Below are 14,999 nucleotides of genomic sequence, written 5' to 3'. Positions count from 1 at the left end.
AAATTGGGCTTAATTATACGACGATTTGGTGTACGGGTAATGATTCATATAGTGAACTGAATGAAGGGACAAGAATATGTATAGATATTAACAAAAGGTCATCCCTATAGGGCTGACCTTTGTTCTATTACATCTGAAAAAGTTTGTAAGCAATATATGCTGCAACGATCCAAATGATAATCGCGGAGATCTTATTAATGATCAACATGATTTTGCCGCTCGAATCTATTTGTCCTACGGACTTTCCTGCTATAGCTAGCCCAAAGAACCAAATCCAAGAAACAAGGATAGTCGAAACGGCAAATGTAACTTTGTCTATGCCAGTATAACTAAGGGAGCTGGTGCCTATAACCCCAATGGTATCCATGATCGCGTGTGGATTTAATAAAGAAACGGACATCGCAAACAGAATTTGTTTTCTTGAAGATAGAGGTGCTGCGTCTTGGGATGAAGAGGTAGGTGTGCTTCTCCAGATGGACCATCCCATATACAAAAGAAATACAAGTCCCACAGCAAATAAAGCGGTCTGCAGAACAGGGATGGCAAACACAAGAACGGAAACACCTAATACGGCTAATAAAATAAGAAGGGTGTCACATAAAGCGGCCGTAATAATAACTGGGATGGCTTTTTTAAACTGTGGCTGTGAGGCCCCTTGGTTAAATACAAAAACATTTTGTGCGCCAAGCGGAAGAATTAATCCAAAGGCTAGGGCGATCCCGTGAAGTAGTGCGGCTAACATAGATGATTCCTCCGATGATGATTAATACATTATAAAATTTGATGATGAATATGGTGTTCCATATGTTCGAGATAGTCTTGAATCAACCATTCAAAAGTCATTAGTTGGTGATTTCCTAAATCACAGAGGTAGCTCAGCTTGTCATTAGGAATCGTGGCAATGACTTTGACGATTCGTTTATTTAAGCTGCTCCATAAAAGCACGATTTCTTCGATAGAGGCATTCTGATAATCCTGTAGATCAACCCACTTCTCTTGATTATATTTCTGCAGGATGTATGGCTGCTCCTCATATTGAATTTTGATGAATCGTTCAAGATTATTGATCGCGGAGTCACATAGATGGCCTAATATTTCTTTTCGTGACCATTTATGAGGCTGGGGGCGTTCTGACACTTCTGCTTCTGACATAAGGTTGAACTCTTGAGGTAATTTAATGAGCCATTTGTTTAATTGATCCATTACATTTTGTATCTGGATATTCTCGCCCATTGGTTATCAACCCCTTCATCTATAATTTCTGGCTAAATAATATGTACTATCATACAATTTATGCCTTTATAAAAAAAGATGATTAATATAATCTTGTTGTCCCTTAAAAAAGGTAGTAAAGTAACATGATATATACTATTTATGGAAAGAAAGGTTGATATTTTTTGAAAAAAGGAATATTTACAGGTCTTCTTGCGCTCTTGCTGATTACCGCCAGTACGCTATCTTTTAATGTTGTAGAGGCCGCTGGAACAGTAACGAAATTACCTAGCCCCCAATGGAGTCAGCTGAATGTTGTGGGAGCATTAGAAAGCATAGAAGGGGGTTCCGTGGAGGTTCCATCATTAAATACAGTGTATCTCCACACTAAGGAAGAGCATGCTACCCAAACTAAGGTATGGTTGGTTGATACGCTGAAATCTTATGATATACAGACAGGGAAGCTAAAGTGGTCAGTTAATTTTGCAGACCCTGGCACAGCGATGTTTCGTGAATCGAAAGATTATATAGTGGCGCCAGATGGAACGGTATACATAACCTTTACAGATAATCTTTCACCTGACGCAACTCAGATCTATGCGGTGGGACCAGACGGAAAACGGAAATGGAAAGTGAATTTGTCTCAGACAGAGGGATACTTATATAGACTTGATAACGGGAGTTTAGTCTTTGCATCCCAAGGTAATTTTGATAACAATGGGAATTATAACGGGTCACTAACTTTAATTAATAAAAGTGGTACCAAAGTAAAAAAAATTTCTTATAAAGGAACGGTATTGGCGCAAGGAAATCGTGTCTTAATTCAAACGAATTACGGTGGTGGGAAAGGCTCACGTATCCAGGCACTCGATTCTTCCTTAAATTCAGTGTTTACATATCAAATGCCAGCCGATTCGTACACTGAAGTGTCTTACAATCAGGTGCTTTCCGATGGAACAGTACTAATCCGTACTAATATACCAAAGACAGGGAATCGGTTATTCGGATTCAACACTAAAGGTAATCTACTGTGGGGAAGAGATATCGCAGGTGATGCTGTCGTATCCTCACTTGGTGAAGTTTATGGGGTTTATGCCAATGGCAAGCTGTCTCTATATAATGTCAAAGGATTGGTTAAGTCGGTAGCGCTTAAAGATGAGACAGAATTTTTTGTATCGTTGGACCGATTACAGGATGGTAATATTGAGCTTGGCTTCCCGGGTTCCGCCACATATGTTTTAAATCCTAAAACGCTCGCAGTAGATTATACTTTTAAGCTGAAGGATGATATTAATTTCAACTATGTGGGTAACGGCGTGGGGTATGTAATGACGAATAATGGATTTTCACGAATTAAGTTTTAATTCCAGAAATCTATAGAGGATGGATCAAGGATGCTGCCCCTAAAGGGATGGCGTCCTTTTTCTTATTCAGTAATTACACCCTTAGCGGAAATGTCATCCCATATCATGACCTTTTGTAACTAGTAAGGCCTCAGGGGGTTACACTATAATAAGGGTCTAGTCAGCAGAATTTATAGGGGGAAATGTCTTGTTTAATCTGGTCAAACAGTGGTTCTGGTACGATTGGCTCGTCCTCCTGTTTCGGATTTGTTTTTCTACTTCTTTTATGATCACCATGTGTTATCTCTCGGAGGATTTTACGATTCCTTTCTGGATCGCGTTTGTATGGGGCGTGCTCTCTTTTTCAGTGCCTTGGTTTTGTTTGCAGTTGCATTACAAGTATTATCTGATTGCGGAGATCCTCCTTTCGGGTGGTCTATGCTTATATTTGGCTGCTCTGTTCCCTGAATCGTATGTAACTTTCCTGCCTATCGCTTTTATGATTGCCAGCAATAGTGCACAGAAGTCCTATCGTTGGTCAGCTCCGATCACGGTTATTCTGATTCCAATTATGTTATCTAGATTGTCACAACAAATGGATGCTGTATCGATGATCCTGAATATTGGTTTGGTGTATACGCTTGGTTTTGCTTTTCATTTACTGGTGGTGAATCACAAGCAGAGCGGAATCATTAAGGATCAGAATGCGGTCTTGGAGCAGTATATCTCACAAGTCGAGCGTATGACGCTTCTGGAAGAACGAGATCGGTTGTCCAAAGATCTGCATGATACGGTGGGTCACTCATATACTTCAATTATTATGGGACTAGAAACTTTACGTTCTGAGGTGGACACCCCGGATGGGGAGCAAAAGATAGATACCTTGTTAAAGCTAACTCGTAATGGCCTAGATGATGTCCGTCGATATTTGCACCATGTCGGCTCTTCGCAGGATTCATTGACGCTTATGCAGTCCCTGCAGAAATTAGTGGATGATTTCCAAACCTTTTCGAAGGTTAAGGTTCGTCTAAGAACTTTCGGAGAGGCTTATACAATATCCAAGCAGGCTAAAATGACCTTATATAGATGTTTGCAAGAGTCGATAACCAACGCTGTTCGTCATGGTCAAGCCAGTGAAATTGTCATCACCCTGCATTACGAAGAGAAGTTAATTCGACTGGAAGTGCAGGATAATGGATTAGGCACTAAAGATTTAAAAGCAGGATTTGGTGTGAACGCGATGAAGGAACGTGCTTCTAACCTGCAAGGCCAAGTGTATCTCTACTCTAAGCCAGGGGAAGGAACCCTAGTGACCTGCAGTTTACCAAGGCTTGAAGAGATACAGGAGGAAACGGTTCGCTTACTACTGGTAGATGATCAGCCTTATATCCGGGATAGTCTGCGAATTATTTTAGAGCAGGAACCCGATTTTGAGATCCTAGGGTTAGCAGAGAATGGTGAACAAGCAATAAGCTTCTGCGAGCAAGATCAACCTCATGTGGTGCTGATGGACTTAAATATGCCGGGTATGGACGGTGCAGAAGCAACCAAGCTTATTAAGCAAAAATGGCCAGGGGTACGAGTATTGATCCTGACCACTTTTCAAGAAACAGATATGGCAGTCGAAGCACTGCAAAACGGGGCAGATGGCTACTTATTAAAGTCTACCGAGCCGCAAGAACTATTCGAAGGAATACGTCTTGTACATCGGGGGGTAAAGATGATCACACCAGATATTACGAATGTATTAATTGATCATTATGAGATGCATCCATCTTCTGAAGCGCCGACTGAGCAGAGTAATGAATATGGGCTGACGCCGCGTGAGCTGGAGATTCTAGAATGTCTGTCAAAGGGCATGCGTTATAAGTCCATTGCTGCCAAATTGTATTTGTCCGATGGAACGGTGAGGAATTATGCTTCTACCATCTATGCTAAGCTAGGTGTCCGGAAACGCGAAGAGGCTGTAGAGAAAGCCTTTGGCACTTCGGAATAACTAAAACCGAATGATCTGAAATTGTAGAGCGAGCACCTTGTTGTCTATTTTCCCTTGTGGGAGTAGGCGAAAGGTGCTTCTTTGTATGAAAAACTGTCATATGACATTATGGCACTGGTCGATTTTACATCAGGAGCATTAGCATAAGAGCTGCATAGATGAACAAATTTTTAGTGCAGAGAGGGAGAAAAGAAAATGAATCAAATGATCCGGAAACATGTGAGGAATTTCTGTTTCTTATTAATTACTTTTGCCACAGGGCTATTTTACTTCTGCTTTTATTTGGTAGGCATCACCTTTGGAGTTGCGATGTCCTTTACCTTAGTAGGGATTCCGATCCTTTATTATGTTTTACGTTCTACCGAGACTTTTTTACAGCATGAGCGAATTCGAACGAAAGTCTATACGGATATCTCCGTTCGCACGCTCCCAACCCGATCTCAAGAAGAAGGAAGCTTGTGGGAAAAAGTTAAGGCAGAGTTTCTGAATGAACATAATTGGAGAGCGATTATAGGGTTGATGCTGCAACTTGGAATTGGAATGCTCAGCCTTATCTGTGCAACTCTTTTTTACTTGGCCCCTATTATTCTCTTGTTCGCACCTGTCTTGTACTTACTCGGCATCTCTTCTATATCGTTATTCGGGATTGAAAATAATACGCTGAACATTTCACTTTTTTTCATGCTGTTAGGTGCATTGTTTCTATGGATAGGTGCTTATCTCGGAAACAGGCTGGTAAAGATGATCGGCAGGTATACGCGGCGTTTAGTGAAAGATTTTGCTAGAAGATAATCTTAAACAGGAAAGAAGGAAGAATAATGGTAGCTTCAGTTTCATTAATAAAAATATTCTCTCAATCCCTTTGGATGATGTGGGAGAACCTATTTGCTGTTGTCACCAAATTCCGCAGCCAGTCCGTGTGGAGATACGGGATATGTAAATTGGTAGTGTTGAAGTATCACGGTGAAAGTATAGTCTGCCAAGATGGGCATCAGATACTTCCCGGAGATTGGGTGGGTGAGCTTCATCTGGATAATCGTCAGGTAGTGCAGCTAACGCGCACACTCGGCGCTGACCGGGCCGGAATCCGTATTGCACGTATGCTTCGCGAGGCCATGAAGGAGATTAGTCGTGAACTGGATAGCAATCCAGAACTAAGCAAAGTGCAGGCGTTAACGGGGATTACGCTACTTCACCGCGGGATCATTCATGGAATAGGGTTTGAGCAGCATCCTATCAAGTCCAAATGGCAGCGGCGATGGTTCGGAATCTATCTTCGGTTCTTACTTCGGATGCTGCATCCGGAGGGGAAACATCGCGTTGAGGACAGCACGGAGAAGTTGTCTCCTAAGATGCTCGTGCTTAGTAAGCAGTCTTTGAAAGCGCGGTTTGCTCCTCGAAGGAAAGAGGCGGTTTCCTAATGTGGACGCTCCTTGTTTTAGCTATAGATGCGATTATTCTTTATATGATTGTTCCGTTTGTGATTACTCGAATATTAGGATGGGGTGTTGTATCCAGAGGAAATGCTGCGAAGGAAGTGGCTTTTACTTTCGATGACGGACCAGATCCATGCTATACCCCTGAACTACTGGACTTGTTACATGAACATGACCTTAAGGCAACCTTCTTCGTATTAGGCAAAAAGGCTGAGCAATTCCCGGATTTAATCCAGCGAATGCACCGGGAAGGACATCAGATCGGCATTCATAATTATACGCATACGCCTAACTGGATTTACACCCCATGGACGAATAGACGGAAGCAAGTAGATCGAACAGCTGATATTGTGGAGCGGATTACAGGAGAGCGGCCTATCTTGTATCGCCCACCGTGGGGGCTCCTTAATTTAGGCGATCTTATCTTTCTTAGACGTTCTTATCGGGTAGTGTTGTGGTCTGTAATGGTGGGGGACTGGAAAGCGTCAGTTAGCGCAGCGCAAATAAAGCATGACTTATTGAAAAAGATAAAACCCGGTTCTATCATCGTTCTGCACGACAATGGTGATACACCGGGGGCAGATCGAGAAGCGCCATTGAACATGATCACATGACTGGAAGAAGTCTTAAAGGAGATTCCTAGAAGGGGGTTAACGGGCCTGCGGGTGGATGAGCTGTTGAACAAGGAAGCTAGTCGTATTGGAGAAGCTAGGTCGAGAGTCAAACATCACGGTCAGATTAATCTGTAGATATGGATGACATGATGTCACTAGATTGGAAGGGAATTCTGACATTGAAAAAGAAAACTGTTCGAACCATCGTTATGACCGTTTCTGTAGTATACATGGTGTTGATTTTTGCAGGTCTATGTATGTACACATTTTCTAAGTTTAATGAAATTCTCAGTCATGAAGTTGAACAAAAGCTTAACTATAAGGTGGAACTTACTTCTACTAAACTAAATAGTCAATTCTCGAATGATTTCGAGAAGAGCTTGGCTGGAATGAAGGAGGAGGGTGCAGGTTATTATTTTGTCATAGATAAAGCTGGACGATACGTAGCAAGCCAGAACCCTAAGCACGTTATAGGTAAAGCTATATCTGATGAACCGGACATACAACTGCAAAAAGTTGGTGAGGTCATAGCACGATCTATGGGAACTAGCGGTACGGAGGATTCGAAGAATGTGTATGCCTTTACAAGGATTGGCGATACAGATTATAAGTTAGTGCTGGCGATGCCTGTAAAACAGATTTTGGAGCCTATGATGGATAACCAATTTTTAATTATAGGCGGTTTTATTATCGCTTTGATTATTTTTATTGTTGTGCTCTTCATTATCTTAACCCGACTTATTGTACGACCGCTGCGCAGGATCAATGAGCATGTAATGGAGCTTGTGGAACACGGAGGCGATCTGACCAAGAAGCTGGACATGAAGCGAAATGATGAGATTGGGATGTTGGCGTATTCCATGAATCAGTTTCTGGATAACATTCGGGCCATCGTTGGGAATGTCACTTCACAGGCCAATCATCTGAATGAAAATGCAGGGCTGCTGCAAGTTTCAGCAGAGCAGACGAATGAAACATCTAAGCAAATCACAACGATTATTACGGACATGGCTGAGAGGTCCGCGGAGCAAGCAGAGCATGTGCGGCAAGTACTCACGATGATGGAACGGACAGGTGAAATCTCCGAGGGAATTATGCAGGAGACGGTAAAGACAGTTCACGATTCCAATCATTTAATACAAGCCGTGCAAACTGGCCAGCGTGCAAACCAGGCATCTGTTGATCACTTGGAAACTATGGTTAGTTCCATTGAGCGCTCAACAGAGACTATTGCACAGCTGAACAACCGATCCAACCAAATTGGTGAGATTATTACCGTGATCTCTGAATTAGCCAGTCAGACGAATCTACTCGCGCTTAATGCAGCCATTGAAGCGGCCCGCGCTGGAGAACAAGGGAAAGGTTTTGCTGTAGTTGCAGGAGAGATCCGTAAGCTTGCTGAAGGCTCCGAAAGAGCGGCCGAGCAGATTGCCGAGCTTGTTGGCGCGATTCAAGCGGATACGAATGCAGCGGTCAAAACGATGGAATCGAGTCAACAAGTGGTCAATCAACAGAATGGTTTAGTGTTACAAGGGCAACAATCCCTGGAGGAAATCGTTCGGAAAGTTAATCTAACGACCCAAAGCACGCTGCGAATTCAAGGCATATTTGGTGAGTTGTCTACAATGTCACAGCAATCATTGAAGGCTCTGGTACAATCTTCATAGCTCATTGATCAGTCGGCGTCCTCCTCACAGGAAGTGGCGGCTTCCACGGAGGAGCAGCTTGCGACTATCGATGAGATGACGACCAAACTTAGAGAACTCAGTGAGTTATCTGTATTTTTAAAGTTAGAGGTTGGGATGTTTACGATATAGTCTTATGCTAAAAACCTTTCAATCATTTTTTATATGGTGAGGGCTATGGTACCATAACAGTACATTTAGAATGTGGTTCGCACCTATATTAAATTGTTGAGAAAAGGATGGGGTAGCATGTTAAATGCTTCTTACTGGTTAACCCATATAAGTTTAGAGCAGGGTTATGTTTTTGAGGATGGACAAGTGGTTGGTACGGATACGAAGGTTTGTCATATCCGAATTGACGGGGATAAGATTTCAGAAGTGGTTGGAGCGGACGTGGAGCTTCAGAGTCATCTACCTAAATATGACTGCAAGGGGTTATTAATGCTTCCTTCTTTTGAGGAGGCGCATATCCATTTAGATAAAACATATTTTGCTGGACCATGGAAGGCAGTAAAGCCTGCGTCCAGTGTCTTTGAACGGATTGAGGAAGAGAAGATATTATTGCCTAAGCTGCTGCCCATGGCGAGACAACAAGCGGAGAGCATCTTGACGCTTATACAGCGGTTTGGTGCTACACATGTGCGTAGTCATTGTAATATTGAGCCTGTCAGCGGTCTGAAGCGTTTAGAGGCAACAATGCAAGCCTTGGAGACCTTTTCCGGCAAGATATCATCTGAAATTGTAGCCTTCCCGCAGCATGGTCTGCTTCGCTCTAATTCTGTTGAATTAGTAAAGCAATCCCTGGCAGAGGGGGCAACCTATGTAGGTGGTGTCGATCCATACTCAGTGGATGGAGATATCGAGAAGTCACTTCAGACCATGGTCGAGCTAGCAGTAATGAATAATGCTGGTATTGATCTTCACTTACATGATGGAAAAGAAGCAGGAAAGCAGACGCTGTCGCGTTTGGCTGATCTCACAGAAGAAGCTGGCTTACAGGGCAAGGTGACCGTTAGTCACGCATTCTGGTTCGCAGGTGCTCCGCAGCAGGAAGCAGAAGAAATGGCTGCACGGATGGCATCACTTAGTATGGGTATTGCATCCACAGTACCTATTGGAAGAATGATGATGCCACTACCGATGCTGCACAGCCAAGGTGTACAAGTGAAACTGGCAACAGACAGCCTTACGGATCACTGGTCTCCTTTTGGAAATGGAGATCAATTGGAGAAGGCGGGACGGTACGCAGAGTTATATGGGTGTAGTGATGAACGGTCATTATCGCAATCCCTTAGATTCATAACAGGAGGGATAACGCCTCTTAATCTAAAAGGTGAACAGGTATGGCCAAAAGTAGGAGACACGGCAAGCTTTGTGCTGCTGCATGCCAGCTGCTCGGCCGAAGCAGTAGCAAGAAGAGCGGACCGTCAAGCGGTATGGTTCGAAGGGTGTCTCGTGAGTGGATCATTATAGGGATATGAGAGGTGGATGACATGCTCATCTCTAACCATTTACAACAGTATAAAGCAGCGATGCTCTCTCTTCCGAAGGGGACCGCGCTATCGAAAGATGATCTGCAGGTGGATAAGCTTCTAATGAAGCGAAGCGGGAAGCTTGAAATGTACTATGCACCGCACAATGAATACATTAATCCTTCTGCAAAGGTGATTATTATCGGACTAACACCCGGTTTTACACAAATGAGAATAGCCATACAAGAAGCAGTCATTGGGTTGAAAGCCGGGCTTTCAGATGAAGAGGTATGCAGAAAAGCAAAAGAAGCGGCGAGATTCGCAGGCTCCATGAGGAGTACGTTAATTCACATGCTAGATACACTTGGGCTTCATCAGTACTTGAACCTTACCTCTTGTGACCAATTGTTTCAGAAGCAGCAAACGAACCTGCATACCACCTCTTTATTGCGTTTTCCTGTATTCGTAGAGAAGAAAAATTATAATGGGGCACATCCTAAGCTACGTTCAGATCCGTTCCTTAGTGAATGTGCGCTATTGTCGTTAGAGCAGGAGCTGGGCATCCTGAGCCAAGCTTTAATTATTCCTTTAGGAAAAACGGTGGAGGAAATGCTCCAGCTTTTGGTTTCTGAGGGTAAGCTCGATGATCACCGCTGTTTATGGGGATTTCCTCATCCATCTGGGGCGAACGGACATAGATTTAAGCAGTTTGCCAGCCATCGAGAGGACATGACAAAGACGCTCCAAGATCATTTATGGAACGCCTGAACGGCTATCTATTGCGACATTTTTCCTGAACCTCACGTTAAGATACGATTAATTCTAAGGAGCAAGGCAGTGGAGAACCTATCGGCCAAGCGACCAAAATCGTTGTAGAAAACTAATTTACATGAAATCGAAGAAATAACGGATGACATGGAAAAAGACCGGCGAGGTGTAGGTCAAGCTATCCACACGGCTTAAATAGCTTTCTTTTAAAGCTACGAATTTATCCCCATCACCGATGAGCAAATCTCGCTTCAGCACGGAAACCGTTAAGCTACCCAAGAAGCCGCTCAAACTGATTAGCATGCCTGACAGGAAACCGAAGATCGGGTTGAGCGGCGTCAGGTAGGGATAGATCAAATAGGAGACCCCGGTTGTTACGACAAACGCACAGGCAAAACCTTCCCAGGTTAAATACGGGTTGGCGGTTGGGACCACTTTGCGCTTTCCCAGATAGAGGGATGCGAGATAGTGGATCACATCATTCAGCTGTGTCAGCACTACTAGGAATAATACAAGCCCCGCTCCATACTCCGGTGTAGCAAATTGAAAGTATGCCAAATGACTAAGCCCAAAAACCATTAGCATAAGTCCCCATTGCGTTGAACTAACGCTGCGTAGAAAACCGACTGTTCCTTTATTGATCAACCTAGGGAGCGGTAGGAGCAGGAATACATAGACCGGAATAAACACAATAAACATCCCGTACCACTCGATATAAATCCAGTAGAACTGTAGTGGAATAGATAAATACGCCCACAGAAATAGTCTGCGGTCGGACTTTCGCGACTTTATCATGGAGAAATATTCTTTGAGTGCGAAGAAGGTCAGCACCATTAGTGCCAGTAGTGAGACGACTGGATTAAAGAGAGTAGCCAAACAAAAGATAAAAAGCATTCCCCACCAGGTTTTGATGCGGAAGCCGATCCCTGTATAATCTTTACTGGGCTGTAATTTGCCTATAACTGCATACATCAAGTGAATGGCCGATAAGGCTGCAAAAATCAGGATTACCGTTAATAGAGAGCGGTCGATAGCTAATCACCAACTTGTCGTAGAGTAGATTCCATTAATGGGTTCATATGTTATTATGAAGGAAACGTCCAATCTTGATAAGGGGAAAATTGTAAATGGCAGATGATCCATCGGTCTTTATCTTACTTACGAATACCGGAACGCTCTTTACGAAGCTTATTCAAGGCTACACGAGAGCTCCTTATAATCATGCCTCGATCTCCTTTAATCGGGAGCTCTCCGAGTTATATAGCTTTGGCAGAAAGCATCCAAGCAACCCTCTGAATGGAGGATTCGTGAAGGAGGATATTAAGACAGGCACGTTCAGTAAGTATCCCAATACAACATGTGTTCTTTACGAACTTCAAGTAACAGCCCGTGAAGTGGAGAAAATGGAGCGGGTACTCAAAGTCTTTATCCGAAGTCGTCAAAAGTATCTTTATAATATTCTCGGCGTGATTGGTATCGCACTAAAGGAACCCGTCGAATTCAGCAACTCCTACTTCTGCTCACAATTTGTAGCAGAAATTCTGGAGAGGTCCGGCATTAAGCTATGGAACAAGCTGCCTGCGCTCGTAACGCCGGATGATTTTCGGCAAAGCGATCGGCTGAAGCTGATCTATCAAGGCAAATTAAGTGAGTACGAACCTAAAAGCTAAGGGAGAGTATTTAGATGAATAACAAAGAACGGTTTTCAAATCGGGTAGATTCGTATGTGAAATATCGCCCCAGTTATCCTAAAGAAGCCATTGATTATTTGTATCATACGATTGGGCTAAAACCGAATTGTGATATTGCTGATATTGGCGCAGGAACGGGAATATTCTCAGCATTGCTTCTGGAGCGCGGGAGTCGCGTGACTGCCGTTGAACCAAATCCGGAAATGCGCACAGCTGCGGAAGAGAAGTTCGCAAAGGATAATCATTTCCGCGTATCGCCAGGGTCTGCCGAAAAGACAGAACTTTCGGACCATTCCATAGACTTTATCGTGTGTGCCCAAGCGTTTCACTGGTTTGATAGGGACGCAGCGCAATTGGAGTTCAGACGGATTCTTAAACCGGGCGGAAAGGCGGTTCTGATATGGAATTCTCGGCGTACTTACGGTACCCCATTTCTGGAGGAATATGAGCAGCTGGTGCAAACCTTCGGCACGGACTACACTCAAGTTAATCATAAGAACATTACACCTGAGATCCTTAGTTCCTTTTTTAAGACAGGACAGATGCAAGTAGCGCACTTTAGCAATCAGCAGGTGTTTGATTTCGAAGGATTAAGCGGGCGGGCGAGATCGTCTTCCTACATTCCGGCCCCTGGAGATCCACGTTACGAGAATATGATGACGGAGCTGCGGAGCCTATTTGAACGAAATAAACAGGATGATAAAGTAATATTTGAATATGAGACAGAGGTCTATTGGGGCGAAGTATAGAAAATTATCAGTATATTAAAAAGACTCAAATCCTAGTGATAACAGGGAATGAGTCTTTTTTTACTTTTAGTTACGAAAGATGAACGTAAAAGGTGGTGGATTCGCCGACCGTGCTTTTGGCGTAAATTTTTCCTTTATGTTGTTCAACGATGGATTTGGCAATCGCCAGCCCCAGGCCATAACCCCCTTGTTTACGCGCTCGGGAAGCATTCGTACGGTAGAATCGGTCAAAGATTCTTGCTAAGTGCTCCGATGCAATACCCTCACCCGTATTGGTGACTGCTAATACCATGTCATTATGTTGCTTTTTAAGGGATAAGGTGACTGAGCCTTTTGGATTCGAATATTTTACAGCGTTGTCCAAAAGGATCATAATCACTTGTTTGATCTGTTCACTGTTCCCTAGCACGGTCAGGTTAGGCTCAATGTCATATTCAAGCGAGATATGCTTCTCGAAGATTACGGCTTCCATCGTCAAAATAATATTTTCAACCGCATCGCTCAGATTAAACTTTGAATACATCATGGTCGATCTGGAATTGTCAATCTCAGTCAGGTACAGTAGATCATTGGTCAGATTGGTCATTCTCTCTGTTTCTGATTTAATATACTGCAGCCACTTCGACTGATTGTGAATGGTGTCGTCACTGTTGGACAGAAGAACATCTGTATTGGTATTAATTATGGTCAATGGCGTCTTCAGCTCATGGGAAGCATCAGCAATAAACTGCTTCTGTTTATCAAAAGCCTCCTTCACCGGTGCAATGGAACGATTAGCAAAAAATCGGCTTGCGAAGTATAAGATAATCAGCATCACCGAGCCAACTACAGAGAAGGTATAGATTAGATTGGTGAGGATTTTTTGCTCTGCAGTGATATCCAGAAATACAAGCATCGCCCCATCATTCGTATGCTGGATGTTGAAGATCCATTTGCTGCTATCCAAGGTGAACCTTCCGGTATCTTTATTGGCACTTAGCGCTTCTTGCAGAGCCGTATTATAAAATTCATCATCCATCGTAAATTTGGAATCTTTCTCTATGAGGTTCGACGCTGTATCTATCTTCAGCATAAATGAGACGGACCGTTCTGGAGGCGGAGTTCCGTTATCCATACGTTTATTATCAGCATGGGGTAACTGGGAACTTCCCTTAGTTGAGCCCATTCGTCCTGTATCACCACCAGGAGACTTGTAGTTCTCCATAATTCTGTGAAGATCCATCTGAATATTGTTTTGGACATCTTGGTACGTAATGACATAAATCGAGATGAAAGCCACCAGCATTATTACGGATATAGTTACTAGGTTAACAATAAGAAATCGATTTCTGAGCTTCGTGAACATTAGGCCGTCACCTCTAATACATACCCTACATTTCTGATTGTACTAATGCGTACAGTCGAACTTAAGAAGGTCAGTTTTTTTCTCAAAAAAGAAATGTACACCTCCACATTGTTGTGCTCAGCGTCAGAATCGAAGCCCCATAACTTCTCAATAATTTGTTCTTTGGAGGTTACGGCTTGTTTCCTCAAGATCAGAAGCTCCAATAATTCACTTTCCTTTAGGTTCAGCTTGATCTCTTTGCCACCCACGGTAAGCTTCAGAGTCGATGTATTCAATTCAATATCCCCGAACTTTAAAGTATCATCTGGAATAACCTCGCTTTTACGTCTTAGTACAGCCCTTATTCGTGCCAGTAAGATCTCCGAGGAAAAAGGTTTGGCGATATAATCATCAGCCCCGTAGTCCAGGCCAGTGACCATATCTGTTATCTCCCCCTTTGCAGTAAGCAGGATAACAGGAGTGGATACCCCTTTCTTGCGCAGCGTCTTGAGGACGCTAACCCCATCCATCTCAGGCAGCATAATGTCGAGCAGCAGCAAATCATAAATTCCGCTCAGTGCGTAATCCAGACCCGATCTACCGTCATGGACTGCGTCTACTGAATAATTATGTTTTTTTATTATTTGAGTTAAGGCTTCAGCGAGATGAAGCTCGTCTTCTACGATTAATATTCTCATGGTTTTGCCAT

15 protein-coding genes are annotated in these 14,999 nt (G+C 43.3%); 10 read left to right on the top strand and 5 right to left on the bottom strand.

The window, feature by feature from the left end:
* Positions 1 to 127 precede the first annotated feature (127 nt).
* Both NSU15_RS29945 and NSU15_RS29940 read right to left on the bottom strand, forming a co-directional pair.
* Positions 128 to 742 carry a LysE/ArgO family amino acid transporter gene (locus NSU15_RS29945; RefSeq protein WP_339288594.1) on the bottom strand — a complete coding sequence of 205 codons (615 nt, stop codon included), beginning with the start codon at positions 740 to 742 and terminating at the stop codon, positions 128 to 130.
* Positions 743 to 771: 29 nt separating this feature from the next.
* Positions 772 to 1,233: a DinB family protein gene (locus NSU15_RS29940; RefSeq protein ID WP_339288593.1), complete on the bottom strand. Its 462-nt coding sequence runs from the start codon at positions 1,231 to 1,233 to the stop codon at positions 772 to 774.
* Between the two features lie 164 nt (positions 1,234 to 1,397).
* Between NSU15_RS29940 and NSU15_RS29935 the strand changes: the two genes are divergently transcribed.
* The 8 genes from NSU15_RS29935 (at position 1,398) to NSU15_RS29900 (ending at position 10,526) form a co-directional block, all read left to right on the top strand.
* On the top strand, positions 1,398 to 2,576 hold the full coding sequence (locus tag NSU15_RS29935; RefSeq protein ID WP_339288592.1) for a PQQ-binding-like beta-propeller repeat protein: 1,179 nt from the start codon (positions 1,398 to 1,400) through the stop codon (positions 2,574 to 2,576).
* Positions 2,577 to 2,763: 187 nt separating this feature from the next.
* Positions 2,764 to 4,551: a hybrid sensor histidine kinase/response regulator transcription factor gene (locus tag NSU15_RS29930; protein ID WP_339288591.1), complete on the top strand. Its 1,788-nt coding sequence runs from the start codon at positions 2,764 to 2,766 to the stop codon at positions 4,549 to 4,551.
* A gap of 195 nt (positions 4,552 to 4,746) precedes the next feature.
* Positions 4,747 to 5,343, top strand: a complete 597-nt coding sequence (locus NSU15_RS29925) for a sensor domain-containing protein (protein WP_339288589.1) — start codon at positions 4,747 to 4,749, stop codon at positions 5,341 to 5,343.
* 26 nt (positions 5,344 to 5,369) lie between these two features.
* On the top strand, positions 5,370 to 5,972 hold the full coding sequence (locus NSU15_RS29920) for a polysaccharide deacetylase (RefSeq protein WP_339288587.1): 603 nt from the start codon (positions 5,370 to 5,372) through the stop codon (positions 5,970 to 5,972).
* Entirely contained in the window at positions 5,972 to 6,601 is a 630-nt protein-coding gene (locus NSU15_RS29915; RefSeq protein WP_339288586.1) for a polysaccharide deacetylase family protein, read from the top strand. Before NSU15_RS29920 ends, NSU15_RS29915 begins: the two co-directional genes overlap by 1 nt.
* Positions 6,602 to 6,738: 137 nt before the next feature.
* Positions 6,739 to 8,268: a methyl-accepting chemotaxis protein gene (locus NSU15_RS29910; protein ID WP_339288585.1), complete on the top strand. Its 1,530-nt coding sequence runs from the start codon at positions 6,739 to 6,741 to the stop codon at positions 8,266 to 8,268.
* Positions 8,269 to 8,535: 267 nt separating this feature from the next.
* The gene (locus tag NSU15_RS29905) at positions 8,536 to 9,759 is read left to right on the top strand and encodes an amidohydrolase (protein WP_339288584.1); all 1,224 of its coding nucleotides are present in this window, start codon (positions 8,536 to 8,538) and stop codon (positions 9,757 to 9,759) included.
* A 20-nt stretch (positions 9,760 to 9,779) separates the two neighbouring features.
* Positions 9,780 to 10,526, top strand: coding sequence for a uracil-DNA glycosylase family protein (locus NSU15_RS29900; protein ID WP_076120359.1), 747 nt, complete (start codon positions 9,780 to 9,782; stop codon positions 10,524 to 10,526).
* Positions 10,527 to 10,643: 117 nt separating this feature from the next.
* On the opposite strand, the gene NSU15_RS29895 is transcribed toward NSU15_RS29900, so the two are convergent.
* On the bottom strand, positions 10,644 to 11,558 hold the full coding sequence (locus NSU15_RS29895) for a phosphatidate cytidylyltransferase (protein ID WP_339291521.1): 915 nt from the start codon (positions 11,556 to 11,558) through the stop codon (positions 10,644 to 10,646).
* Between the two features lie 95 nt (positions 11,559 to 11,653).
* On the opposite strand from NSU15_RS29895, the gene NSU15_RS29890 reads away from it, so the two are divergent.
* Positions 11,654 to 12,196, top strand: a complete 543-nt coding sequence (locus NSU15_RS29890; RefSeq protein WP_042192886.1) for a hypothetical protein — start codon at positions 11,654 to 11,656, stop codon at positions 12,194 to 12,196.
* 14 nt (positions 12,197 to 12,210) lie between these two features.
* Positions 12,211 to 12,966, top strand: coding sequence for a class I SAM-dependent methyltransferase (locus tag NSU15_RS29885; protein ID WP_339288583.1), 756 nt, complete (start codon positions 12,211 to 12,213; stop codon positions 12,964 to 12,966).
* Between the two features lie 70 nt (positions 12,967 to 13,036).
* Here the strand turns inward: NSU15_RS29885 and NSU15_RS29880 are convergent, their stop codons facing one another.
* On the bottom strand, positions 13,037 to 14,311 hold the full coding sequence (locus tag NSU15_RS29880) for a HAMP domain-containing sensor histidine kinase (RefSeq protein ID WP_339288582.1): 1,275 nt from the start codon (positions 14,309 to 14,311) through the stop codon (positions 13,037 to 13,039).
* On the bottom strand, positions 14,311 to 14,988 hold the full coding sequence (locus NSU15_RS29875) for a response regulator transcription factor (protein WP_339288581.1): 678 nt from the start codon (positions 14,986 to 14,988) through the stop codon (positions 14,311 to 14,313). The genes NSU15_RS29880 and NSU15_RS29875 overlap by 1 nt, the downstream gene beginning before the upstream one ends.
* Positions 14,989 to 14,999: the final 11 nt, after the last annotated feature.

Origin of the sequence: Paenibacillus sp. FSL E2-0201 (genome assembly GCF_037963325.1) — a bacterium.
Classification (GTDB): domain Bacteria; phylum Bacillota; class Bacilli; order Paenibacillales; family Paenibacillaceae; genus Paenibacillus_AQ.
Note: the sequence above shows the minus strand (reverse complement) of the source record. Positions and strands in the feature narration are given on the sequence as shown.

Excerpts from the sequence above, each read along its gene's own strand:
- NSU15_RS29940 (WP_339288593.1), bottom strand. The coding sequence starts at position 1,233 with ATGGGCGAGAATATCCAGATACAAAATGTAATGGATCAATTAAACAAA.
- NSU15_RS29885 (WP_339288583.1), top strand. The coding sequence starts at position 12,211 with ATGAATAACAAAGAACGGTTTTCAAATCGGGTAGATTCGTATGTGAAA.
- NSU15_RS29880 (WP_339288582.1), bottom strand. The coding sequence starts at position 14,311 with ATGTTCACGAAGCTCAGAAATCGATTTCTTATTGTTAACCTAGTAACT.
- NSU15_RS29900 (WP_076120359.1), top strand. The coding sequence starts at position 9,780 with ATGCTCATCTCTAACCATTTACAACAGTATAAAGCAGCGATGCTCTCT.
- NSU15_RS29910 (WP_339288585.1), top strand. The coding sequence starts at position 6,739 with ATGGATGACATGATGTCACTAGATTGGAAGGGAATTCTGACATTGAAA.
- NSU15_RS29905 (WP_339288584.1), top strand. The coding sequence starts at position 8,536 with ATGTTAAATGCTTCTTACTGGTTAACCCATATAAGTTTAGAGCAGGGT.
- NSU15_RS29925 (WP_339288589.1), top strand. The coding sequence starts at position 4,747 with ATGAATCAAATGATCCGGAAACATGTGAGGAATTTCTGTTTCTTATTA.
- NSU15_RS29945 (WP_339288594.1), bottom strand. The coding sequence starts at position 742 with ATGTTAGCCGCACTACTTCACGGGATCGCCCTAGCCTTTGGATTAATT.
- NSU15_RS29890 (WP_042192886.1), top strand. The coding sequence starts at position 11,654 with ATGGCAGATGATCCATCGGTCTTTATCTTACTTACGAATACCGGAACG.
- NSU15_RS29875 (WP_339288581.1), bottom strand. The coding sequence starts at position 14,988 with ATGAGAATATTAATCGTAGAAGACGAGCTTCATCTCGCTGAAGCCTTA.
- NSU15_RS29915 (WP_339288586.1), top strand. The coding sequence starts at position 5,972 with ATGTGGACGCTCCTTGTTTTAGCTATAGATGCGATTATTCTTTATATG.
- NSU15_RS29920 (WP_339288587.1), top strand. The coding sequence starts at position 5,370 with ATGGTAGCTTCAGTTTCATTAATAAAAATATTCTCTCAATCCCTTTGG.